This is a genomic window from Dyadobacter sp. CY312 (assembly GCF_021390535.1).
In the GTDB taxonomy this organism is placed as follows: domain Bacteria; phylum Bacteroidota; class Bacteroidia; order Cytophagales; family Spirosomataceae; genus Dyadobacter.
Window position 1 is genome coordinate 469,116 of record NZ_JAJUXG010000001.1, and the last position, 25,543, is coordinate 494,658.

The 25,543-nt window shown below is 43.6% G+C and carries 25 protein-coding genes; 15 read left to right on the forward strand and 10 right to left on the reverse strand.

What is annotated here, in order from left to right:
- Positions 1–156 precede the first annotated feature (156 nt).
- The 4 genes from LZG71_RS02050 (at position 157) to LZG71_RS02065 (ending at position 3,511) form a co-directional block, all read left to right on the forward strand.
- Positions 157–1,380: a tetratricopeptide repeat protein gene (locus LZG71_RS02050; RefSeq protein WP_233816473.1), complete on the forward strand. Its 1,224-nt coding sequence runs from the start codon at positions 157–159 to the stop codon at positions 1,378–1,380.
- A 54-nt stretch (positions 1,381–1,434) separates the two neighbouring features.
- The gene (locus LZG71_RS02055) at positions 1,435–1,770 is read left to right on the forward strand and encodes an AraC family transcriptional regulator (RefSeq protein ID WP_233816475.1); all 336 of its coding nucleotides are present in this window, start codon (positions 1,435–1,437) and stop codon (positions 1,768–1,770) included.
- A gap of 514 nt (positions 1,771–2,284) precedes the next feature.
- Positions 2,285–3,025, forward strand: a complete 741-nt coding sequence (locus LZG71_RS02060) for an SDR family oxidoreductase (protein ID WP_233816477.1) — start codon at positions 2,285–2,287, stop codon at positions 3,023–3,025.
- A 102-nt stretch (positions 3,026–3,127) separates the two neighbouring features.
- Complete coding sequence (locus LZG71_RS02065) at positions 3,128–3,511, forward strand: helix-turn-helix domain-containing protein (protein WP_233816479.1); 384 nt, start codon at positions 3,128–3,130, stop codon at positions 3,509–3,511.
- Between the two features lie 72 nt (positions 3,512–3,583).
- Here the strand turns inward: LZG71_RS02065 and LZG71_RS02070 are convergent, their stop codons facing one another.
- Positions 3,584–3,964 carry a DoxX family protein gene (locus LZG71_RS02070; protein ID WP_233816481.1) on the reverse strand — a complete coding sequence of 127 codons (381 nt, stop codon included), beginning with the start codon at positions 3,962–3,964 and terminating at the stop codon, positions 3,584–3,586.
- Between the two features lie 262 nt (positions 3,965–4,226).
- Between LZG71_RS02070 and LZG71_RS02075 the strand changes: the two genes are divergently transcribed.
- The 5 genes from LZG71_RS02075 (at position 4,227) to LZG71_RS02095 (ending at position 8,324) form a co-directional block, all read left to right on the forward strand.
- A complete protein-coding gene (locus tag LZG71_RS02075; protein WP_233816483.1) occupies positions 4,227–5,159 on the forward strand; it encodes a heme-binding domain-containing protein in 933 nt (310 codons plus the stop codon).
- Between the two features lie 11 nt (positions 5,160–5,170).
- Positions 5,171–5,632: a hypothetical protein gene (locus tag LZG71_RS02080; RefSeq protein WP_233816485.1), complete on the forward strand. Its 462-nt coding sequence runs from the start codon at positions 5,171–5,173 to the stop codon at positions 5,630–5,632.
- Between the two features lie 36 nt (positions 5,633–5,668).
- Complete coding sequence (locus LZG71_RS02085) at positions 5,669–6,691, forward strand: sensor histidine kinase (RefSeq protein WP_233816488.1); 1,023 nt, start codon at positions 5,669–5,671, stop codon at positions 6,689–6,691.
- A complete protein-coding gene (locus LZG71_RS02090) occupies positions 6,672–7,433 on the forward strand; it encodes a LytTR family DNA-binding domain-containing protein (RefSeq protein ID WP_233816490.1) in 762 nt (253 codons plus the stop codon). The genes LZG71_RS02085 and LZG71_RS02090 overlap by 20 nt, the downstream gene beginning before the upstream one ends.
- Positions 7,434–7,556: 123 nt before the next feature.
- On the forward strand, positions 7,557–8,324 hold the full coding sequence (locus tag LZG71_RS02095) for a thioredoxin family protein (RefSeq protein ID WP_233816492.1): 768 nt from the start codon (positions 7,557–7,559) through the stop codon (positions 8,322–8,324).
- A gap of 222 nt (positions 8,325–8,546) precedes the next feature.
- On the opposite strand, the gene LZG71_RS02100 is transcribed toward LZG71_RS02095, so the two are convergent.
- The 4 genes from LZG71_RS02100 to LZG71_RS02115 form a co-directional block, all read right to left on the reverse strand.
- Positions 8,547–10,118, reverse strand: a complete 1,572-nt coding sequence (locus LZG71_RS02100) for a T9SS type A sorting domain-containing protein (RefSeq protein ID WP_233816494.1) — start codon at positions 10,116–10,118, stop codon at positions 8,547–8,549.
- 64 nt (positions 10,119–10,182) lie between these two features.
- A complete protein-coding gene (locus LZG71_RS02105; protein ID WP_233816496.1) occupies positions 10,183–10,950 on the reverse strand; it encodes a hypothetical protein in 768 nt (255 codons plus the stop codon).
- A 125-nt stretch (positions 10,951–11,075) separates the two neighbouring features.
- Positions 11,076–11,447, reverse strand: coding sequence for a hypothetical protein (locus tag LZG71_RS02110; RefSeq protein ID WP_233816498.1), 372 nt, complete (start codon positions 11,445–11,447; stop codon positions 11,076–11,078).
- A 119-nt stretch (positions 11,448–11,566) separates the two neighbouring features.
- The gene (locus tag LZG71_RS02115; RefSeq protein WP_233816500.1) at positions 11,567–12,196 is read right to left on the reverse strand and encodes a TetR/AcrR family transcriptional regulator; all 630 of its coding nucleotides are present in this window, start codon (positions 12,194–12,196) and stop codon (positions 11,567–11,569) included.
- Positions 12,197–13,671: 1,475 nt separating this feature from the next.
- Between LZG71_RS02115 and LZG71_RS02120 the strand changes: the two genes are divergently transcribed.
- The gene (locus LZG71_RS02120) at positions 13,672–16,731 is read left to right on the forward strand and encodes a TonB-dependent receptor (protein WP_233816502.1); all 3,060 of its coding nucleotides are present in this window, start codon (positions 13,672–13,674) and stop codon (positions 16,729–16,731) included.
- Positions 16,732–16,752: 21 nt separating this feature from the next.
- Positions 16,753–18,624: a RagB/SusD family nutrient uptake outer membrane protein gene (locus tag LZG71_RS02125; protein WP_233816504.1), complete on the forward strand. Its 1,872-nt coding sequence runs from the start codon at positions 16,753–16,755 to the stop codon at positions 18,622–18,624.
- 100 nt (positions 18,625–18,724) lie between these two features.
- Here the strand turns inward: LZG71_RS02125 and LZG71_RS02130 are convergent, their stop codons facing one another.
- From LZG71_RS02130 to LZG71_RS02140, 3 genes are read right to left on the reverse strand one after another with little or no spacing between them, the layout of a single operon-like run.
- Positions 18,725–19,018: a chaperone modulator CbpM gene (locus LZG71_RS02130; RefSeq protein WP_233816506.1), complete on the reverse strand. Its 294-nt coding sequence runs from the start codon at positions 19,016–19,018 to the stop codon at positions 18,725–18,727.
- Between the two features lie 11 nt (positions 19,019–19,029).
- Positions 19,030–19,914 carry a DnaJ C-terminal domain-containing protein gene (locus LZG71_RS02135; RefSeq protein ID WP_233816508.1) on the reverse strand — a complete coding sequence of 295 codons (885 nt, stop codon included), beginning with the start codon at positions 19,912–19,914 and terminating at the stop codon, positions 19,030–19,032.
- A 57-nt stretch (positions 19,915–19,971) separates the two neighbouring features.
- Positions 19,972–20,193: a VF530 family DNA-binding protein gene (locus LZG71_RS02140; protein WP_233816510.1), complete on the reverse strand. Its 222-nt coding sequence runs from the start codon at positions 20,191–20,193 to the stop codon at positions 19,972–19,974.
- A gap of 93 nt (positions 20,194–20,286) precedes the next feature.
- Here LZG71_RS02140 and LZG71_RS02145 point away from each other — a divergent pair, with 93 nt between their 5' ends.
- On the forward strand, positions 20,287–21,267 hold the full coding sequence (locus LZG71_RS02145) for a Gfo/Idh/MocA family protein (RefSeq protein WP_233816512.1): 981 nt from the start codon (positions 20,287–20,289) through the stop codon (positions 21,265–21,267).
- A gap of 340 nt (positions 21,268–21,607) precedes the next feature.
- Here the strand turns inward: LZG71_RS02145 and LZG71_RS02150 are convergent, their stop codons facing one another.
- On the reverse strand, positions 21,608–21,913 hold the full coding sequence (locus tag LZG71_RS02150) for a hypothetical protein (protein WP_233816515.1): 306 nt from the start codon (positions 21,911–21,913) through the stop codon (positions 21,608–21,610).
- Positions 21,914–21,937: 24 nt separating this feature from the next.
- Positions 21,938–22,582 carry a cysteine hydrolase gene (locus tag LZG71_RS02155; protein ID WP_233816516.1) on the reverse strand — a complete coding sequence of 215 codons (645 nt, stop codon included), beginning with the start codon at positions 22,580–22,582 and terminating at the stop codon, positions 21,938–21,940.
- Positions 22,583–22,932: 350 nt separating this feature from the next.
- Here LZG71_RS02155 and LZG71_RS02160 point away from each other — a divergent pair, with 350 nt between their 5' ends.
- The 3 genes from LZG71_RS02160 (at position 22,933) to miaA (ending at position 25,520) form a co-directional block, all read left to right on the forward strand.
- The gene (locus LZG71_RS02160) at positions 22,933–23,538 is read left to right on the forward strand and encodes a hypothetical protein (protein WP_233816518.1); all 606 of its coding nucleotides are present in this window, start codon (positions 22,933–22,935) and stop codon (positions 23,536–23,538) included.
- A gap of 124 nt (positions 23,539–23,662) precedes the next feature.
- Positions 23,663–24,565, forward strand: a complete 903-nt coding sequence (locus LZG71_RS02165) for a hypothetical protein (protein WP_233816520.1) — start codon at positions 23,663–23,665, stop codon at positions 24,563–24,565.
- 1 nt (position 24,566) lies between these two features.
- Positions 24,567–25,520: a tRNA (adenosine(37)-N6)-dimethylallyltransferase MiaA gene (miaA, locus tag LZG71_RS02170; protein WP_233816522.1), complete on the forward strand. Its 954-nt coding sequence runs from the start codon at positions 24,567–24,569 to the stop codon at positions 25,518–25,520.
- The last annotated feature ends 23 nt before the right edge of the window (positions 25,521–25,543 follow it).

The following is a 25,543-nucleotide window of genomic DNA, read 5'->3' on the forward strand; positions in this document are numbered from 1 at the left end:
GCCCTCACTATTTTGAGGGCCGTTTTTATTTATATACTTTGCGTCCAAAGGCATCAATACCTAAGGGAACCGAACTTGTCGTGTGGAATCATATGAGGCCTCGAGGTATGGACACTCAGCTGTCCAGAACAGAATTATTATTTTAACTGAATGTAAATGAAAGGCTTTGTACACGTTAGAGTGGCACTTTTACTTTTAACAATTAACTTTTTGTCTAAAGGGCAGGATGTCGCTGTTTTTGAAAAGACTTATGATAGAATTTCCACAGAAACGGCACAAAAAAATTTAGACGCTGCACTGGTCAGCGCGGATTCATTATACAGTGCTTCGAACAAGCCTTTGCTGCAGATTAGAAGCCTGATTCTCATTGCCAGACTTTACCAGCAAAAAGAAGATCTGAACAAATCGATTGAGTATGTTTTAAAAGCAGAGCAGCTTGCCACCGAAACAGGTGATTACACCTGGCAGGCAAAAGCAAATAGTTATTTAGCAGGGCTGTACCGCATGATAGAGCTCTATGAAAAGTCTAAAAGTTACTCTGAAAAAGCGCTGAAAATTATTCCTTATATCAAAGATCCAGAGCAGGCAAACAGTACCCGGGGGTTGATGTTGCAAGAACTTTCATTTGCAAATATGGACCAGGGAAACCATAAGCAGGCAATCGGATATTTGCAGCAGGCAGCACAGAGTATCAATAAATTAAAAAAGAACAGGGGACTTAACCTATTGAATAATGAGCGGCTCTTAGGGGATAATTACCGCCTTTTGGCCAGTTACGATTCAGCGCTTATACATTACCGCAAGGCAATCGCCTTGAGCTCCGCTGTGCCGGTCGGATATGTAACCTGTCTTGTTTACAAAGGAATTGCAGAAACATTATTGGAAAAGGGGGATTTACGAGAGGTCAAAGGTTACCTGGATAAAGCACAGAAAATTGCCGATGAATCTCAATATTTGCAGATACAAGAATCCGTGTACGATCTTTCTAAGCAATATTATGCAAGGGTGAAGGATCAGAATGGACTGGTCACTGCCCGCGAAAAAAAAGATTCAGTTACGGGGATACTATTAGATAAACGGGCCGGATTACTCGATGGGATGTATTCTGAGGTGGAACAGGAAGGGGTGAGAATGGCCATGATAAACGGTCAAAAGAATATTGCTATTCTGATAAGCGTCGTTTTGTTGTTAGCCTGTATTGCTTTTTTTATAATGTATAGGAGAAAGCAAAAGACAGAACTGGCCAGGGTTAAACAGATTCTCGAGCAACAGAACAACAGGAAAAGCCAGCAGGGAGAGGAGCAAAATACCCTTGGTTCAATGATGGCACTTCAATTAGCGGAAGATACCTCGATTTTGCCTGTGAAAGACGATAAATAAACAGATCCAAGTGACATCCAACGAAAATTGATGCCTGCTGAAACAGAACACTATTTGCTAATAAAACTAAATGAATTTGAAAAATCCGAGATCTTCTTAGAGAATAGTTTTTCTCTTCCTTCACTGGCTTCCTGGATGGAGACAAATACCAAGTATCTGTCTTACCTCATTAAGAAGCATAAGAATACCGACTTTAATTCCTATATCAACGCGCTTCGCATAGACTTTGTAATTGAAATGCTGAAAGCACATCCACAGTGGAGACAGTATAAGATCAGCGCACTTGCCGCTATGTCAGGATTTTCTTCTCACAGTCAGTTTACAGCGGTATTCAAAACGCACACCGGGTTATCTCCATCCATTTTTATCAAACACCTCTCCAAGGAGTGAATGTGTCCTTTCGAAGAAGAAAAATGTACATTCTGGCTTGCGACGATATCCGGCTGATGTTGCCATGCTTTAAAATGGCCGCAGTGAAACTTGGTATACACATCGCCATACAAAAGTTACCCACAAAGCAGGCTGACTTTTTGATCCGATTCAGCGATTGTTATCATCTCAAAAAGATTTTAACAAAAACCAACTGCAAAACACTGCGAAATCGTCCTTGTTAAAAAAGACTTCAAACTCTTGGTGGAAAATTCGGACAGTTTGACCATTAATAGATCATTAGTCATTAAGAGTTAAACAGCTAACAACGATTCATTTAAACGGTCAATTTCTTCCAATGTAATTAACTACCGAAATGCGGTGATCCATGGCTCCGAATTTTCCAGTTTAATGTCGCATATTGAAAAACAGAATTGTACAAAGTTAAATGGTGAGCTGATATCACAGAGTATACTGGTATAATAATGATACCAAATACTATTTACCTTTGTCAAAAAAATAATTCAAGAGACAAATGGAAAATTTAAGAGGGAAAAATGCCCTGGTCACTGGCGGGAATAGCGGCATTGGTTATGCGGCTGCAAAAGAATTGAAAGCGCAGGGGGCAGATGTAATCATTACGGGCCGACGAGAAAATGTAATACAGGAAGCAGCAGCTGACCTTGGTGTAACTGGTTTTGTGAGCGATCAGAGTAAAGTTGCAGATATCGAAGCGCTGGTAAAACGGGTTAGCGAACAATTTGGTAAACTTGATATCTTGTTCATCAATGCAGGTGTGCTAGGTGGCGCGGGAATTGAAACCGCGACGGAAAATGACTTCGATTATGTCATTGACGTAAATTTCAAAGGGGCCTATTTTACGCTCAGCAGATTCATTCCGATCCTGAATGAGGGCGCTTCAGTCGTGTTTTTGTCGTCCAATGTTGTCGGCATGAATGGCGCTAATTCTTCCATTTACACCTCCAGTAAGGCGGCGTTGAATGCGATAATGAAAATTGCGGCGATTGAACTGGCACCGCGGAAGATCCGGGTGAATGCAATCAGTCCCGGCCCGACGCAGACTGAAATTTTGAATAAAATGGGCTTGGATCCGGCAGCCCGCCTGGCATTGGACGACTGGATGATCGAGCGCATTCCGCTGAAAAAAATCGGAAGTGCCGACGATGTTGCTAAAATGGTAACCTACTTTTCCGGAGACGCTTCGAGCTTTATTACAGGCGCAGAAATCGTTATGGACGGCGGTATGAGTCTTTGACAATTTAGGGAATTTGCATTCATTGAAGCAAAGCACAGGTGGGAACCGCCTGTGCTCTTTGCATGTTCATCGTAATGATTGGCACCGAAAAGAAGCAGCATAATGAATGAAGAACAGATCAGGAAGGCGGGAGAAATCCTGTCAGATCCGAGAAACCAGAAGCAGGAAGTTCAGGCACTGCAGGATACCATGTACGTCATTGGTGGAAAATGGAGGCTCTTAATTATCAATTCAATATGCAATGGCAACAGGCGTTTTCGGGATATTCAAAGAAGTATTCCCGGTATCACGACGAGGATGTTGTCCAAGGAATTAAAGGATATGGAAGCCAATCAACTGATTAAACGCACCGTCACGCCCGATACGCCCGTTTTAGTTGAGTATACGGAAACGGATTACTGCATGTCGTTTGGTGGAATCATTTTGGAAATGATTAGTTGGGGGAAACAGCACCGGGAAAAAGTAATGAAAGATCAAAGCGAATAAATGCAAAAAAACCAGTCATCGCCTCGTGTTTTTGACTTGACTGGTTCTAACCTCTACTGCTTTTAGTACGAACTAAATCCTGCTGTAAGTAGCGGGATACAGCTTTCTGAACATTGCATAAGTGACGGTAACCATTACAAATGCAATGACTGCGTCAATGGTGGAGGGCAAGCTGAGGACGGCCAGTTTTGAAAAGAATGCAAAGATGATGTCAAAGAACACACCTGCGAAAACCCATTCTTTTAATCTTAACAATCGGTTGGGAGTCAGCAGCACGGCCACACCGGAAAGTTTGGCTACGCCCAGAATATAAATGAAATGGGCAGGATAGCCGAGTTGCTGCGTGATTTCCCAAACCAGAGGATTTTTGGTCAGTTCAAAAAAGCCACTTGCACCAAACCATAATGAAGTCAATGCTGCGCCTGTCCAATAGATAACTTTTGAAGTTTTCATGATCGTTTTGTTTTTAAGTTCAGAGGCGAAATTGCGGTGTTTTGAAGTGCAGCGATATCAGAATGACCTCGAACCGGACGATTAGGAGGGTGAATTAGACAAAGCGTAAAACAATTGTCCGAGTTTAAGTTTTTCGCTGTCTAACTCACCTTTATCAATGTCTTATTCACAGTAAACTTTGTCTGACTTAGGGCTTTGTAGCTCAGGAATGGAAGTGATCCAATATAAATTTGAGCTTTGGTAGTCAGATAATTACATTAAAATGAAAAAACTGGGGTTAACATTTTACAAAGGTGCGGCGATCATGGTCGTTGTGATCTTTTTGGGACTGCAGGTAAGCTCACCTTCCATTGAAAACCCGCCTGTGACGACCGAGATTTCGGTTCCGACCGATGTGAAGCAGATATTGGAGCGGGCTTGTTATGATTGCCATTCCAATGAAGCAAAAGTGGAATGGTTTGATAAGATTGCGCCGGCGTCTTTCCTGGTTGCGCATGATGTTAATGAGGCGCGCTCGCGGTTTAATTTTTCGGAATGGGATAAGAATCCGGTGGGTGTACAGGAATTGTTGCTTTGGGAAATGGTGAATGCGATCGAGCAGGAGAAAATGCCTTTGAAACGTTACCAGCTGGCGCATCCGGGTGGCAAGGTGTCTGAATCTGAGCTGGCGGTTTTGAAACAATATGTGAACACGCTTCCCGGACGGCATAAGGTTGATACAGCCAGGATTGTTGCTAAAACTTCTTCAATTCAAAAAGTTTTAGCTGAAAAAATGCCGGTTTCCTTAAATGGGATTCCCTATTCCGCGGACTACAAAAACTGGAAGATTATCAGCCTTACCGACAAATTCGACGGTGGCAGCATGCGGATCGTCTACGGAAACGACATTATGGTGAAAGCCATTGAAAATCGCCAGCTTCCTTTTCCCGACGGAGCACGAATTGTAAAGGTTGTTTGGGGAAAGCAGGCGGAGGATAAAGAAGGAAATGTGTTGCCCGGCAACTTTCAAAATGCACAGTTCATGATCAAAGACAGCAAGAAATACAGCGCAACCGAAGGATGGGGATTTGCCAAATTCGATGGACTTGATCTGAAACCCTCTGGCAAAACCATCCTGTTCGAGCAGACTTGCGCCAATTGTCACCGGCTGCTGGCACCTGAAAATGATTTTGTATTCAACATCCCGACCAAATAAATTCTATCAAAATGAAATCCACCATTTCACTATGTATCATTGCGCTGGTACTTTTAATGCTGTCCTGCGACGACCGCAACACTGCTCATCTGGCACCGGAATACCTGTATGATGCCGGAAATCAGATGGTGATTAAATCTATCATTAATAACAAGAAGGGCACTATTTCAATGCTGTATGGAAATGAGCTTGCCCTGCAAGCTGCTTCTGATTCACTGTCCAAACCAAACATTGGCGCACACTATACATTGGTAACCTGGAAACAAAAACCAATGCCTCAATGGTACGGTACCAATATGAATGGAGACATTTATTCCATAGAGCATTTGAAAGTTGTACAAAGAAATGAGGCGCGATTTGCTTTTGACTATGATTTCCAGAGCGAGAAAGGTTATCAGCCTGGTGACGACCGACCGGAAAAGGAAGAGCGGATCAAATTTATAACTTCCCAACGAGCCGCCGTTTTTCCTTAATGAAACTGGAATCGCACATTGACCGACTTATTTGATATGGTAACAAAAGCAGCTTTCAAAGTCTCAAACAAAATCATTTGGACCAGTTCCATTGTGATCGGTTTGCTTTCCTCGGTACCTCAGTTGGCTTCGAACCAGTTTGTGCCATTGGAAGCGGCTGTGAATGCGGGTATTACGGCTGCGTTTGCTGTGATTATGTGGTATTTCAATATTTACATGCTTTCGCAAAAAAGCAACCGGCCGCAGGGACAGCAAATATCATATTCTAAATTGCTCAACTCACTAGCATTTGGTCTTGTCATTATGCTTGGACTGGCTTATATTCAACAGCTTATCCTTTCGCATATTGATTTCGGTCCTGCCATGCTAATGGTGGAAGTGCGAGGGATTTTGATCAATCTTGTGTTTTATATGTTCCTGAATATGCTGCAACAGAATTATGAAAACCAGCATGTGAGCATGGAATTGGAGCGGTTTCGAAACGATAACCTAAGTGCGCAATATGACCTCTTGAAACAGCAGGTGAACCCGCATTTTTTGTTCAATAGCCTGAATACGCTTAAAGCAATGGTCGAAACCGGCGATCAGCAATCGGTGGATTTTATATTAAAACTCGCCAACTTTTACCGCTACACGCTGGAAAGCCGCAAGCTGGATCTGATTCCTTTGAAAGAAGAAATGGAGATTCTGAATGCGTATATTTTTCTGCAAAAGGCCAGGTTTGAAGATGGATTTATTTTCCAAAACAAACTTGATGATGCCGTTACAGATACGTTAATCCCACCATTTACATTACAATTACTGGTTGAAAACTGCCTCAAACACAACATTGTCTCACTAACCCGGCCTTTACAGATCCGCATTTTCTTGGAGGGTGAAAGCATTGTTGTTGAAAATCGGGTTCAGCTCAAAAAGAACAAGGAAGATTCCCTGGGCGTGGGATTGAAAAACATTGAGCTCAAATACAGTCATTTATTAAATAAAAAGGTGGAGGTAATTAACGACCAAGACCTATTTAAGGTTAAACTTCCTGTCATTTATGAACATCGTAATCATTGAGGACGAGCTGAAAACAGCCAGATCCCTTGAAAACATGCTCCGACAACTGCGTCCGGCAGCCAAAATCACCGGTCCGTATCAGAGCGTCGAAGAATCGGTTGAAGCACTTTCGGCGGAACCGCAGCCAGACTTGATTTTCATGGACATTCAATTGGCCGACGGACTAAGTTTTGAGATTTTCAAATCCGTGGAGATCGTTTGTCCGGTCGTTTTTTGTACCGCTTTCGATGAGTATTCGCTCGAAGCCTTCAAACGGAATGGCGTGGATTACGTACTGAAACCATTCGCGAAAGAAAACATTGAAAGCGCACTCAACAAAGTCGACGACCTGAAAAACTTTTTCCAGCAAAAAGTAATTCCTGACCTGAGCGAGTTACTGAACAGGATGGCTCCGCAAGCGGAGAAAACCAGTTTTTTGGTGTTCAAACATCAGAAATACACGACAGTCCAAACCGCACAGATCGCCTTTTTCTACATTCGGAATGAAACATCAATGATCATGTGTTTCGATGGGCAAGAATTTTCACTGAGCCAATCTCTCGATCAGATCGCAGCGTCTGTGAGCCAGAAGCAATTTTTCCGGATGAACCGGCAGTATCTGGTCAACTTTTCTGCGATCAAGGAAATTGAGCATTATTTTATGCGAAAACTATATGTTAAGCTTGTTATAGAAACGCCTGATCAACTGCTGATCAACAAGGAGAAAACGCCATCGTTTCTTGCGTGGATGGAGAACCGTTAGCACTTAAAATTTTCACGACCGTCATGTCTGATTGGCGGTTTCAATCGTCCTATTCAACCTGAATTTTCTCGTTTTTAGCACCGGTAGACCATAGGTTTGGATCACAATTAAAAATCAAAACTTATGGAAAAGACAAAAAGCATTTTGGCGCTGGCAGTTAGCTTGTTATTCATGGTAACGCTTTCCAGCGGAGCCGCAATTAAGAAACCAACTGATAAAAGAAACGCAAAAGGTGACGGCTTCGTAGTCCTGGAATTATTCACATCCGAAGGCTGTTCCAGCTGCCCGCGCGCTGATGAGTTACTTGGAAATGTTCAGAAGCAAGCCGGTGACAAACCGATTTACATCCTTGCTTACCACATTGACTACTGGGATCACCAGGGATGGAGGGACGTTTTCAGCAGTCCCGAACACACCAAACGCCAATATTGGTACGCCAAAAAGCTAAATGCGCAAGTCTACACACCACAAGTAGTCGTCAACGGCAAAACTGAATTTGTCGGGTCGGACCAGGCAGCCTTAACGAATGTTCTCCATAATAGCCTGCAAGGAGCCCCGACCAGCTTATTGAAATTAACTGGAAAACCAGAAGCAGGGAAAATGACCCTTACATATGAGGCATCTGGAAACAAGAATGTTAACCTAACGATAGCAATCGTTCAAAAGAACGCAATTCGTCAAATCAAACGCGGTGAAAATGGTGGACGTACATTGCGGCACGTTCAGGTCGTAAACAGGTTCAACTCTATCAAGCTCAGTAATACAGGGACTGGGCAGGTTGACATTTCGCTTCCAAATGGATTTACCGCTGGAGAATGGGAGGTTATTGGTTTACTTCAGGATTACAAAACAGGAGAGATACATGCTGCGACCAGGATGAATGGTAAATAGAATGAGAATCATCCAGGTACATGCATTGAAGCCTATAGTAACCGAAAATAATAGAAGAGCGGGGTTTTATTATTTTCGTTAAACCTATAGTCGCAGCTGTATACTTAAGTCACTCTGGCGGCAGCGCCGCCAGAGTGACTGATTACTCAACGTTATAAAAAATATGTGTTTGACCGGCAGCTACTGATATGAAGTTAATAAAGGATCAATGTCAGTCAAGCCTCACTTCACAAACCTCAGATGTGATATAGCCCCACTTTGCTCTGTCACTAAAAGGTGATAGAGCCCCGCTTGGAGCTTGTTGATTGATAATGACTGACCTGCCCTGACATTGTCCAGGTTTAATACCTGGCGCCCTAAGTTATCAAAAACACAAACACCGGCATTTCCCTTCAAGCCCATCAGTTGTATATTCGAAATCGCTGGGTTAGGATAAACCTTCAATGACATTGCCCCGTCCATTTGAACCGTTCGAATCTGACTATACGAATACGAGCCATCCAGGTCAATCTGTTTGAGACGATAATAATTCAAACCATTAAGAGATTGAGAATCTATGAATTGGTATGTCAGCCTTGTATCGCTATTGCCATTTAGCAAGGCAGGCATTACCGATCCCAGCCGGCTCCAGGATTTCCCGTTGCTGCTACGCTCAATATCAAACTGCCTATTATTTCTCTCACTGGTAGTCTCCCAGTGTAGTAAAACAGTACCGCCTTCCCGTGTCGCTTTAAATGCAGCCAGGGTGACAGGCAAAGGTGTTTCTGCACTTGCCTTCGTCAACCACGCGCCATCTGCTGTCGCTATTGAGGGAATTCCTGCAGCCGTTGCCCCGTTATTGTAGTGAATGCCGGTAGCAATTTGCTCGGAGAGCCCGGTAGTCCATGCCGTGCCACCCTGATAGCGGGTTATAAACGCATCAGCGTCAACATACATACTCCCATCTGTGTCAGGGGAATTGTGCTGCAGTCCTATACCGGAGGCTTCCCCGCCGTAAATATGCCATGCCCGGTCCATCCCTTCTTGTGGCTCGCTAATGGGCAATCCAGAGCCCGGATAGTCCGTCACAGCAACGTGATAGTCATTAGCCCCGGTTATATACGCGGGTGTGTAATCCCCTTCGGCTATGCCCACGGGGAAATAGGTTGTGGAAACAGCTGCTGAATTCAGCCTGATCAAGTGCCCTGTGACGCTGTTCCCCGTACTTACCATTCGATTGGGGCCAAAACCCTGTAATTGGCCAAGCCCACTGGTGGTTAAATCATTTCCGTTCAGTAAGATATCACCTCCATCGACTTCGAAAATGAAATCATTTTGAAAGTGAAGGCCCGCGGCCAGGGAGCCCAAAGGGTTCGCTGTACCGTATCCGGGGTCCTGAATGTCCGCCAGAATGATATTATTGGGATTCTGATGCTTTACAATCGCACCTATTGGGCTACCATTGTTACCATCAATGGTGGTAGGGCCGGTCATATCAGGGTAAAACGGATTCTCATCCGGGTTGGCGATAACGATCGAACCAACACCGTTGTATTCAATAACCGCGGTAGGGGCTATCCATATATATTTGCTGTATATGATGTGCGTTCCGCTAATATTCCAAACTGCATTCGGACCCAGATAAAGCGTTTCTGAGTATTCAAAGGTTGTCTCTCCAATCGACGAAGTACGAACACTGTTGTCTACCGTTGCACTGCCTGCCCCGGTTTGTGCAAATGATATGATTGGTATATTTAAAAGGAGAGTGACAAAAATAATTGCAATAAGACGTGCCCAAATATTTTGTGGTTTCATGCTTGTTTAGGTTTTTTCTGCTGGGAGATTGACTAAATCGATTTGTTGCTGATAGCAAACCATTTTATCCCAGAGAAATCAGCACCCACTGTGTCCCGTCACTTTGCAACAAATATTTCTGTCCGAAGTTGGGGTTAGGACTATTGATACCATTAACGGCAACAGGAATCGTGCTCTGACTGACGCCCGACGCCACCTCAAAAGCGTAATTTGTTGTGACTGCCTGCGTTCCATTATTGATGATATAATACATCCGGCCTGCGCATGTGGTTGGGTCAGGTAAGCTGATGATTATGGCGGACGACTGGCGGCACACAACCGTGTAGTCTTCTTCTGTCAGAGTAGTACTTTGCGTTACAGATCTTATCGGTGTCGATACCGAACCATACACCTGAAGGGTACTGGATCCCACAGCCGACGAATTTTTCCCGATCGAAACATTCCCTGTCTGATAAATATTCTCACTATTAGCGCTTGCTGGCGTGCTGCTTCCCTGAACATTCCAGGGTTCGCTGCTGGTACCCGCACTCCCGGACGCTTTAACCCACTGGCTGCCGTCATTGTAATAGTAGCCTGGCACCACATCGCCGGCCGTAGCGGTATTATATACTACCATACCAGCAACATGTGCATTCAGAGGACTGGCCGCTGATGTCTGCTCCAAAGTTACCCTTGGAAGCAATAGCCCTTTGTTAGTGCTTTCTAATTCTAGGACAGCATTTACATTTGGCAACGCCGGGCTGACGACGGTACCATCCTTTATTTTAGTCTGCGCGTACGTTGCAAACCCGGAAGCAAGGGCAATCGTCAATAATAGAAAATTTCGTTTCATAGGAGTTGTTTAAGTTAAATTCATTAAAATGTTCCATCGCAAAATGCTTATTTGTTATGTAGTCAAAGGCGGCACTAAAGCAGGGTGCTTCTGCCAGTCCGGTTATGGGAAAGCGCCTTTGTCGATCAACCATAATAGCCAGCTATACCTGCCAGGTCGCTCGTTCTGTTGGTGGTGATCGATATTGTAGAATTAACTGAAACCTGAGGCTCTGTCGTCGGAATTGCTGTAAATGTTAACCTGTCACCAACGCGATTGATCACTATGTTTTTCCCCGCTACCGAATTGATCGGCCGGTTGACATTGAGCAAAATATTAGCTTTTATAGAAACGCCGGTTGCTGCATCTGGCTCAGAAGTGTAGGGTAGATCTTTGTGATTTTCCAGGAAGCTATCGATGATCATCACATCGCTGAAAGCCAGTTTATTGACAAATCCAGCGCAGTTATACTCCGGTAAATCACAAACAAACGGATAGGCGTCGATCAAGAAATTCATAAATTTCATCGATTTTTAAAAATCGATGAAATTTATGTTTACTTTTTTTGCCAAACCGTAACATGCACAATTATTTTATTCCAGCTTATTTATTCCCTTGTGAAATATAGCTTTCATTTTCAGGAGTCGGCTTTCTCGTAACACCAATCGATAACCTGTTTTACAGCCTTTTGAACCTCCTCCATATCCTCTCTCTTATTAATATTAATCCCGCAAAATGTGCTGCCATTCACCTTCGCATTCAGTACGAGATAGTAAATTCCGGGCACGATCACGGCAAGTAAGGCACGGAAATTAACCCCTGAATCTTTGAAGTAAGGATCGCTCAGGCTCAACAATTCTTCGCCCAGCAGTTCGCGGGAATTGGCCAAAGTTATGGCAAGTTGGTTGGGCTCAGCGATCTGCCACCGCATAATTTCCTGCATTTCTTTATTCTGGTAAAAATAGGCGATTTGCGCTTCCAACACTTGTTGGGCAAGCTGTTTCCCAAAATCGTGTCGGCTGGCATCGAGGAGTTCTTCCACCTGACCTTCCATGGATAGCCAAAAGTCCTTTTGAGCCAGATAGGCTTTAAAAAGCTCCTCGACAGTCCCGAAATAACGGTAGATCAAAGTCTTACTTACACCCGCAAGATAGGCGATCGGCGCAGCTTTTAGACCTTGGTAACCCTTGGCCATGAAAATTTCTCCGGCTGCCTGGATTAGCTTCTTCTTTGTTCCTTCTTTGTCTTTTTTGTGTAAAGTTTCCATCAATTGCTTTTATGTTTCTTTGTTATCAAGCTCACAGCGGCCTTCAATCTATTCATTTTGTAAGTACATACGGAGGGTAGCCATCCTTTTAGCCCCCCTGCCATCCGGCGAGTACGTACTGAGTGCGCAGGCGGCAAACAAGGATTTTTACGGGATGAAGATAACTCGCAAAATGCATATCCGTGTACTGCCGCCCTGGGGGCTATCTTGGCTCGCTTATGCCGCCTATCTTTTCATCGCCGGTGGCTTGCTGTTCTTGATGGCACGATTTCTCTGGTTACGGAACGCATTACGAAAGGAGAATGAGCTTTGGAATTCTCTCAAAAAAAGAAGTTAAGTTGTGTATGGACAAATATACATGTCCGTATGGCGGCTGTAAAACACTAGATGAAGATACAAAGGAATGAAATTTGTCTTGGGTGTTTCTGGAAAGATGATTTCTATCAGAGAGGATATCCAAAAGATGGAGGTGGCGCAAACCAAGTTTTAGCTCATAAGTGTTTAGAGTCCTCTTACTCGTTTTACGTCTACGTAATATCCCAAGCTGCAGAGAAAATCAGTCATTCGCTCCACACCATAAAATGGACATTCTAAGAACTTTCGATCTATGGCTTGGAAAATTCGGAGTTATTCACAGCTCATTCCAGCAGTCTGGTGACAGACAATTTTTCAGAATACTACCAAATTTTCAGACAGTCCCGATCTCCAAAGCCTTTCTTTAACCGCTTGTCTGTGATCCCAAGAGGGCGACAATTCACCGCATAATTTGCCCATATTCTCTTAAAACAAAACGGTCTATTTATCCCGTAAATGCATTATTTCCTTTGTCCGATAGGTTATTTAGCCATATTAAAAATGCCATTTCTTTGATAACTCCCCATTTTATTAGGTACATGTTAATATTGGTAAAGTAGATATCAATTTTCAACAAGAATTTGCCGCTCAGTCCTCCTAACTTTCCAAAATAATTAATAGCACAGCTGAGTCCGGCCGGAGGAAGCACGATACTTATTATCTCTAATACATGCTCATGCAAGCGTTTGCATTGGAATAATAGGTATTGTTTTACATGAGTGAACTGTGTTGATGTACATCAGCACAGGTTGTTGGTACCGGGTAGATTCCACAAAGAATAGAGTGTCTCAGATGCGAAGAGTGGTTGAGCTCTCTAAAATATTTACCGATATTAACATTTTGACATTTTTTATCTTATGCCAGATGACCGTAATGGAGCGGTGATGTAAGAGCAGAATGAAACCTGATTTATTACAGGTAAGGTATCAGTGAGACCTACATTCTCAATTTTATTTCAGTGAACTATCGATACTCATTTGCAGGCGACCAAAAGTCGCTGAACAGGCACTGCTTTGCCCACTCATGAGTACTGGTTAATTAAAGAAGGCTAAACGGAGATGCTTCTCTCGTCAGACCTTAGAAAATCTGATTATTTTTTTCACTTAATTCTACTTCAATGCATGAAAAATTTACTTATTCTATTTTGTTGTCTTGTCATTTCGTCTCAAACCTTTGGGCAAAATGGTAATGTCAGCGGTCAGGTACTGGCAATTGACAAATCTCCCATTGTAGGAGCAACCGTTCAGGTTAAAGGTACTACCAGGGGCACAACCTCTGATGTTAATGGTAAATTTTCCATAGGCGCATCTGAGCGGGATAGTTTAGTCGTTAGCTTCATTGGCTTTGTTACACAGCACGTTAAAGCCACGACGGGTCGTCAGGTCACCATCACGCTACTTGAACAAAATAATGACCTCAATGAATTTGTGGTGGTGGGGTATGGTACTCAAAAAAAGCTGACAGTTACAGGGGCGATTTCTTCTGTGGGAACAAAGGAGCTGACCCAGAGCCCTGTTGCCAATTTAAGTAACGCTTTGGCGGGCCGACTACCGGGATTAACTACGCTTCAAAACAGCGGGGAGCCGGGTTACGATGGTGCTCAATTGTGGATCCGGGGTATGGCTACCTTCTCGGGAAGTCAGAATCCGTTGATTCTTGTCGATGGTGTAGAGCGATCGTTTGGTAGTATAGATGCCAACGAAGTTGCATCTGTTACGATCCTGAAAGATGCATCTTCCACTGCCGTATATGGGGTAAGGGGAGCGAACGGTGTGGTGCTGGTAACAACGCGACGCGGGGTAGATGGAAAGACAAGTATCTCTGTAACCATGCAGCACGGGGTTCAGGCCCCGACGCGTTTGCCGGAATACCTGGATTCCTACGATGCACTTTCGCTGTACAGAACAGCGCTGATCAACGATAATAAGAATGCGACTTTGTATACAGATGAGTATCTGGGTAAGTTCAGAGACCGGAGCAAGCCTTCTTACGAATACCTTTATCCGAATGTGAACTGGATGAAAGAGATGATCCGTCCATCGTCGACGATGTCTCAGGCGAATATCAACATTTCTGGTGGAAACACCACTGTAAAACACTTTGTGTCATTGTCTTACCTGCGTCAGAACGGTTTGTATAATCATGCGAATGAGATTTCTGAGTACGATATTCAAGCAAGGTCTAACCGTTACAACTTCCGCTCAAATATTGATTTGAATATCAACCGTTATCTGGATATGGAGCTCAATCTGGGTAGCATTGTTCGAGATAACAATTTTCCCTCAATTGGAGCTGGTGAAATTTTCGGAAACCTTCAGGCGATGCAGCCCTGGCTTTATCCGGTTACCAATCCCGACGGCAGTATCTCAGGTTTGGATTCGAAGGCTTTCAATCCTTATGGGCGAATTACACAGCAGGGTTATCAGCGCAATTTCGAAAACACATTGCAGGCTACCACAGGTTTCACACTCAAATTGCCTTTCATTACAGAGGGACTTAGCGTAAAAGGTCGTTTGTCGTTTGATGCTTATAGCTTTCGTAATGTAGCCAGGAAGAAAAACATGTGGACATATCAGTATTCTCTGGCTGATGAGGAAGAAATGGACCTGTCGAAGGGTACTTACCGCCGTATCATGGAAGGTACCAATACACTTGGATATGAAGTAAGTGCCAACAGCAACCGCCGTACGTGGATGGAGTTTTACGTCAACTATGACCGTACTTTTGGAAAGAAGCATAATGTAACAGGGATGTTGTTGTACAACCAGCAAAGTTTCTTTGATGCTATTGGGGGCGGACCTGCAAATGCAATTGCAGGGTTGCCTTTCAAATACAATGGATACGTTGGGCGCGCTACTTACGCTTATGATGACAGGTATTTTGGAGAGATCAATTTTGGTTACAACGGATCTGAAAACTTCCCGGCAGGTCGTCGCTATGACTTCTTCCCATCAGCTTCCGCATCATGGGTTTTATCAAACGAGTCGTTTTTCAAAACCAGCGTTCCTTTTGTCAGTCTGATGAAATTCCGTGGTTCTGTTGGTGCCGTGGGTAATGATAAAATTGGTCAGCGCCGGTTCCTGTATCAAAGCACCTGGTCGCAAAGTGTAGATGGTTATACTTTCGGCCGGGATTACAATGGCGTTCGCTATCCAGGCGCTGCGGAGGATTTGCTTGGCGCAACGAATGTAACCTGGGAGAAAGCCCTTAAATACAATTTTGGTATTGATGCAGGCTTTTTCAATGATGAGCTTACATTCTCCGGGGATGTATTTTACGAACGCAGAAAGAACATTCTTGCACAGCCAGGTACGATTCCGGGAACTACGGGTATTACCAGCCTTCCTTTCCTGAATTTGGGAGAAGTTGAAAACAAAGGATTTGAACTGGAAGCCCAATTAAGAAAAGGATTGGGTACAGGCGGGAGCTATTTCGTGAAGGGTAATGTCTCTTTTGCACGAAACAAAATTATTCAGATGGACGAGCCAAGTTATGCTGATCGTCCTTATGCAAGAAGAACCGGAAGAAGTATCAATGAGCAGCTTTCGCACATCGCTCTTGGATATTTCCAAAGCCAGGAAGATATTGACAGCAGTCCGAGCCAGTCTCAGTTTGGTACCATCATTCCAGGTGATATCAAATACCAGGACATGAATGGTGACAATGTGATCAATGACCTCGACGTAGCATACAACGGCAAAGTAACCTTACCAACTACAATGGCAGGATTCTCTTTTGGCTACAATAATAAGCTGTTTGACGTCAGTGTTTTGTTGCAAGGAGCATTTGGAGGCAGTGTATGGCTCACGGGTGATGTGGTATGGCCTTTCAGTGGGGATGTAGGTGTGATGGAGGATGTGAAAGACAACTACTGGACTCCTGAAAACCCATCGGCTAAATACCCTCGTCTATCTTCTGCAAACAATGTTAACAACAACCGTGCATCTACGCATTGGCTGGTTTCCAGAGATTATGTACGTCTGAAAAACGTTGAAATGGGTTTCACTTTACCTAAAACGGTTGCTGCAAAAGTTGGATTGAAAAATGTGCGTCTTTTCGTGAATGCGATCAACCTGATTACATGGGACAAAATCAAAGTCTTCGATCCTGAGATTCCTGACAATTCAAGAAACTATCCTCAGCAACGTGTATTTAACTCTGGTCTGACAATCGGTCTGTAAACTGTAATTATAGAAATCAACATGAAAAAATATATTTCTAAAATATTTATCATAGGAGCCCTCATAAGCTGTTCCACATCTTGCGAGCAATATCTGGACGTGGTTCCTTCCGAGCTTGTAACCGAGGACAAGATCTGGACCAATATTAACAGTGCTAACGCAGCTCTGGCTCACATTTATGGCAAACTGCCTTCTGGTTTATCTGGCGGAACGGTGATCAGCGAACTAGCCTGTGCAACGGACGAAGCCGTGTTCCACTGGTACGCTGGTTCATCTTCTGACCAATACAACATGGGTGCATGGACTGCCGGAAACAATCCTTTCGGCAACTGGGAAGGCAGATATGAGGATGTTCGGAAGGCTAATATTTTTCTGGAAAAGATCAGTTCCGTTCCCATTCCGGCAGAACAGAAAGCCAAGTACGATGTTTTGATTCCTCAATACATGGCCGAAGCACGCTTTCTGAGAGCAATGTTCTATTTCGACTTGTTCAGAATGTATGGTGCTGTCCCGCTGATCACAAAGTCGCTGGATTACACCAATCCTGACGAATATGCAGTTGCAAGAAACTCAGTGGACGAAGTTGTGTCCTTCATCGTTGCCGAATGTAACGAAATAGCAACGCAACTACCTGATCACCATCCCGATGCAGAGTTGGGCAGAGCCAACAAAGGTGCTGCACTAGCATTGGCTGCACGTACACTCTTGTTTGCAGCCAGCCCGTTATTTAACGGCAATGCAAAATATGCAGGCATAAAAAATCCGGATGGCAAAGTGCTTTTTCCTCAGACCTATAATAAAGAGAAATGGAAGTTAGCAGCGGATGCAGCTAAAAGAGTTCTGGATTTGGATTACAAGCTGTTCACCTCTACGGATGCTATCAACAATTATGAAAAATTGTTCTACACCCGCGATTGGCAGGAAACAATTTTGCCGTATAACCATCCGAACACCAAAATGATCGAGCAAAATCATTTGCCATATGGTGGAGCTTTCCGTGGCTGGTCCAATTACAGTCCTCTGGAAGAGCTTGTGGAAAGCTATGAAATGAAGAACGGCAAGCCGATTACAGATCCAACTTCGGGGTACACCGAAACCGGGTTCTGGACAGGACCCATGGTTGGCGCCGACGGCACAGCAGCGACGGTAACACTAACCAATATCTCCAACAGGTACAAGGACCGTGATCCGCGCTTTTATGCTACCGTTTCGTTCCAAAACAGCTTATGGGCATCGGCGGCTACCCAAGTGCCAATTCGTTTGGCATGGTGGGGTGCCGGGCAGGCAAATGGATCCAATGGATGGCCGATGCAGGGGGGAGGAACAACTGCTATCAGTGGCTACACCATTAGAAAATGGATGGATCCTGCGGTAAATATTGGTAACTGGAACACCTCACCGGATGCACGCCGGAATTACCCGATCTTCAGACTAGCCGAGTTCTATCTTGCGTATGCTGAGGCATTGAACGAATACAATGGAGGCCCAAACGCAGCAGCTTTTGAGGCAGTAAACAAAGTACGTGGACGTGTAAGTATGCCGGGGCTGCCGGTTATCGCTTCCGACAATACGCTTGAAGGTTTCAGAGCCCGCGTCAGAAATGAAAAAAGGGTAGAGTTCGCATTCGAAGCGCATCGATTCTGGGATGTGAGACGCTGGCTGATTGCGGAACAAACAGACCGTGGTGCAGTGCATGGTATGAACGCAAGGCCAGCTTCCAATGAACTGGTGGCAACTGGTTTGAACGTAAATAGCCAGGAAGCAGGTTTAGCTGTTTTCTACAAGAAGGTACCGTTGCAAACCCGTGTCTTTGAGTACAGACATTATCTGATGCCTATTCCAATCAACGAAATAGATGTGAACCGACAATTGGTGCAGAATTTCGGCTGGTAATCCGCCATTTAAATAGGATATTGAATTCAATTTACCCCACTTTAAAGTTTGTTAAGGTGGGGTAAATTATTGTTAGGAATCACGCAAAGTGTTTTGCTATTCACCCTTCGTAAAAACGAAGTCTGTTTTTTAAAACCTGAATTTCATTCTTCATTTCGTTGATCCTGTGAAGGAGAATATGAACTGCTTCAATGCCCTCTCTATTAATGTCAAGTTCATCATGCAGCCTGACCATACGTTCAATTTCATTGAGATGAGGAACGCGAAGGTATTGCGTTTCCTCGATGGTAATAGAATCAACAAGTCCTATTTCCTGTAACGATTCTACGAAAGAGAAGTTTACATTATAATAGGTACAAAACCTTTCGGTGGCTATCAACTGATCAGTTTCCATAATTGTCAGATTTAGGATTTTGATAATTCAGTAAACAGTTCTTTTTGTCTGTCAGTGAGGTCCGTAGGGATTTTTATATTGAATGTCACGTACAAATCACCAAAACTTCCTTCCTGCTTATACACCGGGAAGCCCTTTCCTTTTAGCCTCACCGTAGCTCCATTTTGTGTTTCCGGTTTCACGGGAAGTTTCACTTTTCCACTTAGGGTTTCCACTACCAATTCTCCTCCCAGCACGGCTGTGTACAAGTTCAGATCCTCTTTGATGTGAATATCGTTCCCTGATCTCCGGTACTTTTCGTCGTTCGCAACTGAAAAAGTAATATACAAATCTCCATTCGGGCCGCCGTTTGATCCCGGACCACCGTGGCCTGCAATCTTTATTGTTTGTCCGTTTTCAATTCCGGCAGGCACGGTGATCCTGATGTTTTTACCGTTTACAGTTAATGTCTGTTTATGAGTGGCATAGGCATCGGCAAGGTTCAGCTGCAATTCTGCTTTGTAGTCCTGTCCCTTAAATCTTGTCTGCTTGCCGCCACCAAATCCGCCGGAGGAACCGAACATCGATTCAAAAAAATCAGAAAACCCGCCGCCTTCATTTCCTGCGTACCACGATCCTTCCTGGGACTGTGTACGTGCGCGCGACTGCCGGGCTCGTTCATATTCTTCGCCATGCTGCCAGTCTTTACCATACTGATCATACTTTTTTCTCTTTTCCGGATCGCTCAGTACCTCATTGGCTTCATTGAGTTCTTGAAATTTCTTTTGCGCATCCTTGTCATCCGGATTCAGATCCGGGTGAAACTTTCTGGCCAGTTTGCGATACGCATTCTTGATATCCTTATCGGAAGCTGTTTTATCTAATCCCAGCGTTTTATAATAGTCAACAAAAGACATAACAAAGTATATGTTGAGTGATGAAGTTCAATAATATGTAGGCCCGGAAATTTTATACTATTTTCGTTCCAACATTTTCACGTACAATTCCTCCACTTTCTGACGTGCCCAAGGTGTTTTCCTAAGAAATTTAAGGCTGGATTTCACACTTGGTTCAAACCTGAAACTGTTGATGTTGATGTGATATCCCATTTGCTCCCATCCGTAGTAATCCACAAGTTCGTTTAGTATTACCTCAAGTGTTTTTCCGTGCAGCGGATTGTTTGGCTGGCTCGTCATCGGCAGTTCTGTTTTTTATATAAATTAAAGCAAATCCATTAGAATAAATAATAATAATGCTTACCTAATAGTTCAAAAAAATATTCAGTTGTTATGGATCAGATCAAATGGGGAATTATCGGCTGTGGTAATGTTACCGAAGTCAAGAGCGGGCCCGCTTTCAATAAAGTAGCAAATTCAGAGTTGATTGCCGTGATGAGAAGGAATGCATTAAAAGCGGAAGATTATGCGTTCAGACACGGTACGCCAAAGTGGTATGCCGATGCGGACGCATTAATCAATGATCCTGACATTAATGCTGTATATGTTGCCACACCTCCCGATTCGCACGAGGAATATGCGATCAAAGCGATGCGCGCCGGTAAGCCCGTATATGTCGAAAAGCCTATGGCCAGAAATGCTGCCGAATGTGAACGAATGATTGCCGTAAGCAGGGAAACGGGCGTGCCCCTGTTTGTAGCTTATTACAGGCGTGCGCTTCCATACTTTCAAAAAGTAAAGGAACTGGTTGACAGCAAGACTATTGGCGATGTGCGATTTGTAAATATTTGCTTGCAATGGCAACCCTACGAAGAAGAAGTTGGTGCAACTGCTAAGCCGAGGTGGAGGGTGGATCCTACCATTTCAGGAGGCGGGCATTTCCATGACCTCGCCTCACATCAGTTCGATTTTCTTGAATATGTGTTTGGACCGATAAAAACCGCAAACGGTATTTCAGCAAACCAAGCTGGTCTTTATGATGCAGATGACATAACCGTTGCCAACTGGGAATTTGAATCGGGCGTGCTGGGAAATGGCAGCTGGTGTTACACGGTAAACAAAGAGCAGCGTGAAGATGAAGCAAAAATTATCGGCTCAAAAGGGCAGATTATATTCTCGTTCTTTGAGAAGTTTGACATCATCGTCAAAACCGAGAATGGCACCGAAGTATTTAATATTCCCTATCCAGAACATGTTCAACAGTCACTCATTGAGCAGATTGTGAAGGAGTTGAGAGGGGAGGGGACCAGTTCCAGCAATGGGGAAACCGGTGCTCGTGCCAATACCATCATGGATTGGATCACATCGAAATAGAAATGCCAGAGCTGCTGGGTGAGCGATTGTGCATTGAAATGTAAAAATATCAATCAGCTGATACCAAATATGATTCTTATTAAGTTATTTTACATCATTAACATTAAAATCGATAGTCATGGCAAAGGGTAAAAATCTGGACAAGGGCAGTACAAAAAAAGAGCCGGAAAAAAATCTGAAAGAAAAACGTGCCGAGAAAAAGGCTAAAAAAGACGGAAAAAAAGATTATTGATTCCATTTCGGTGTGTAACCATTTGTAAAAACTTCGACAAGTTCAGGACAGTATATAACTGCCACACTGAGCTTGTCGAAGTGCTTTTAACTGAGCTGTAAGAATGCCTCAGTATATCTCCCGGTTGGTTTTGTATTTGACCAGCCGCTTTTTGGAACGGATAATTTTTGAATGAATCTTATTCTTTTCAGCAGGTGTCATCACGTTATCTGCATTTGCCTTCTCTATGGCGAGTTTGATAATTTCCTGCTCATTTTTCAGCTTTCCATATTCCACCTCAGTGAGCTTACCAGCCTTTTTAGCCGCATTTATATCTGAGTTGAGCTTACGAAGGTCGGCTGTAAAATTCTGAGCATTTACGTTATAAACGGTCAGCGTCAACAAAATAACAAGAAGGAATTTCAAAAATTTCATCGTTCCCGGTTTATGTTTTACATATTACTCGTAACCCTTGCCTTTAAGTTCAAGAGCCGTTTCGTTGTTTAAAACGGCTATAAAATCCGTATGAACCATAGGCTGACTGAACATTGGGAAATCGTTTTTGATGGCATTGTCGTGTTCTTCCTGGCTCAGCGTTGCGCAGCAATCGGTGAGCGAGATCACATTGTAGCCCTTGTCATAGGCCGTTCTCATGGTAGATTCAACACAACAATTGGTGAGATAACCCGCCAATACTACGTTCTTAATTCCCCTGCTCCGTAAAACAAAGTCAAGATTGGTACTTGCAAATCCACAAAAACTTCTTTTACCCTCGATAATGATGTCTCCCTGCTCAGGTGTAAGTACGTCTGCAAATTCTGTACCCCATGTGTTTTTCTTGAACGCGCCATTGTCAACCACGCCTTTCATAATTCCGTAAGGTGTTGGCGTAACTTCATGGTAATCTTCCGTGAACGAAATGGGTACATACACCACGTTCACACCTGCTTCCCGCACTGCTTTTACAGTTTCAACCGTATTGGCCAGCATGTTTGACGACTCCATTACTCCTTTAACGGCACCATAAAATATGCCGCCCTCTGTTGTAAAGTCATTCTGAAATTCGATCAGTACAAGTGCGGTTTCCTTTGGATTCAGCTCCATATATTATAAAAGTTAAAGGTTATAGATTATGTGAATATAAGTCTTGCTCAGCGGATCCGCACGCTTCTCCTATATTTTTAATATAAAAATAATGCGTCGCGGTGACCTGCTTCCGTCAACCTGTCGGCGAATGCCATACATAAGATAGATTTTGCCCTGAAACTCATCCTGCAAAGGCGAATTTGAGGAATTATTTACTCAGAAAAATATGCCGGGCATGAGAGCACAAAAGTTGGAATTTTGTGTAACTAATTACAATTCAATCAATTGATCTCAACTCTAAACTACATTCTAATTTGGGAGTGATTTTTCTAGAAGATTTTTAAACATCAACCAAACAGTTTCAAAAAATGAAAAACCAGTTATTAAGGACGACTTTTATTGCAACGCTCATGTTGGGAATTGCTACCGCAGGATTTGCCCAGTTCTCTTTGGGAGTACAGGGCGGTGTTGCCAAGTCCAATGTTGAAGATTCAAAAACGATAGCAGGAGGTGGACTTAACCTACGGGTTTTTGCATCACCGCAATTAGCCCTTGGTGTGGCAGGGAAAATTTATGCAGACGGAAGCAAATACACATTCGCCGGACAAACCCTCGAAACAACAGGCTCTGTAATTCCTGTCACAGGTACAGTTGATTATTTTTTTACAACAGGAGCAATCAGACCGTACATAGGTGGTGACGCCGGCGTGTATTTCTCGGGATATGATGCGAAATACAACGGCAACACCATTTTTGAATCACAGAAACACAGCAACTTTGGAGCGGCACCAAGAGCAGGTCTGGTGTTTGCTTTCGGCAACATGGGAATCCAGGTAGAAGGTATTTACCACTTTGTGTTTGGTAACAAAGATAACAGTGCAACCACAGGAGGCGCAAGCAATGTAGACTTTGAATCCACTTCGAAATTTGGCGGAGTAAACGTCGGTCTTATTTTCGGTCTGGGAGGAAAGTAAAACCAATTATTTTTGGTACTTAAACGGATGTCAGAAACGACATCCGTTTTCTTTTTAGCACCATTTGGATAAAGAGCTTTACATTTGTCACAACAACTGATATAATTTTTACCGAAACCTATTTGTGAGTCAACCGCAGTTCCAATTTAATGAAGCCGGTTCTTTTCCTACGCAGGTAAAAGAAGCAATAATTTTGGCTGGATTTGACTGCAAGATTATCAAACAAGAGACTGAACTCTTCTACCAATTAATCGTTTCAAAATCAGAAGTATCGATTCTCGAAATCATCTTGATCGACCTGCATACCTGGAAGATACATGGTTTGGGAAATGACTACCATTGGCATTTCGAAAAGTTGACCCAATTAAGAGCACTCGGAAGGAAGGCAATATTGCTTTGGCAAGACCAGTGGGAGAGGGCTCCTCAAATTGTCATATCGCGTATCCACGCTATCCTGGGCAAATCCGTAAGAATACCAGGTAGAGTTACACATGTCTCCCGAATCGACAAGAAAACGACAGACGAATTTCTTTCCCGAAATCATTTACAGGGAAACGTTTCATCAAAATATCGGTACGGATTATATCTTCCGGCAAGGTATTTCAGATTGCTGCCTACCGGTTTCGAACTTGGGTACCCGGAAACAGACCTGCTCGTTGCGGTAGCCACTTTTAGCCATGTAAGGATTTTTGAGAAGAACAGTAAGCCTTTTCGGTCTTTCGAATTGATCCGATTTGCCAATCTAGGAGACACGACGGTAGTTGGTGGATTAAATAAGCTTCTTTCCGCTTTTGAGAGAGATTTTAAGCCAGATGACATCATGACCTATGCCGACCTGGAATGGTCAGACGGCGCATCGTACCGCAAGCTGGGCTTCGAAGCAATCTCCGACAAACCGCCAATGTCTTTTTGGGTAGATGAGGGTTCGCATTCCCGCTACACAACTTATGATCCGGCAAAGGATCTGACCGAAGTCACAAATGCCGGCAGCCGTAAATTTGTAAAATCAATTAATCAGCAAAATTGACTTGAAACCATTGTTAATCATCCTTGGTCCAACCGCTTCCGGCAAGACCAGTCTTGCAACACAAGTATGTTCCCTAATCAATGGGGAAGTGATCAGTGCGGACTCCCGGCAGATATACCGCGATATGGACATTGGTACCGGAAAGGACTTGCATGAGTACACTGTCAATGGCCACCGGGTGCCATATCATTTAATCGATATCAGAGATGCAGGGGATAAGTACAATGTCAATCAGTTTCAAAAAGATTTTAAAATTGCATATCAGGAAATTGGCCAACGAGGTGCAACGGCGGTGGTCTGTGGAGGAACAGGCTTTTACCTTCACGCTGTATTATCGGGGCATGCCTTTTCGGAAATTCCTGTTAACGATGCTTTACGGGGATCGTTGGAAATTTTGACAGTTGATGAACTCCGGCAAAGTTTTGCAAAGTTTGACACTGCCTATAAGGATCTGGCTGACACCACAACCAGAAAAAGGCTTATCAGGGCGATCGAAATTTCGCAATTCCTGACAGAGCATCCCGAAAAAAATCTGGAAATGTCAAACCCGAAACCCGGGTATGAGGCGATCATATATGGTCTGGACTCACCGGTTGAAGTGCGCAGGGAAAGGATCAGCAAAAGACTAACAGACAGACTGGAAAATGGGCTGGTAGAAGAAGTACAAGCCTTGCTGGCAAGAGGAATTTCACCTGAGCAACTGATATATTACGGTCTGGAGTACAAATTTTTAACCTTGTACCTCACTGGTGAAATGACCTACAACGAAATGAAACTCAAACTGGAAACGGAGATACATCGTTTCGCAAAGCGTCAGATGACCTTTTTCAGAAAAATGGAGAAGGATGGTTTTGTCATAAATTGGCTCAATTACGATAAGGATGCAGGGAAACAAGCGTCATTTGTCGTCAAACATTATGAAGAAGCAACAAAAAAATTCATTAAAGTACTTTAAGTAAAAAATTAGTTTACCCCCCA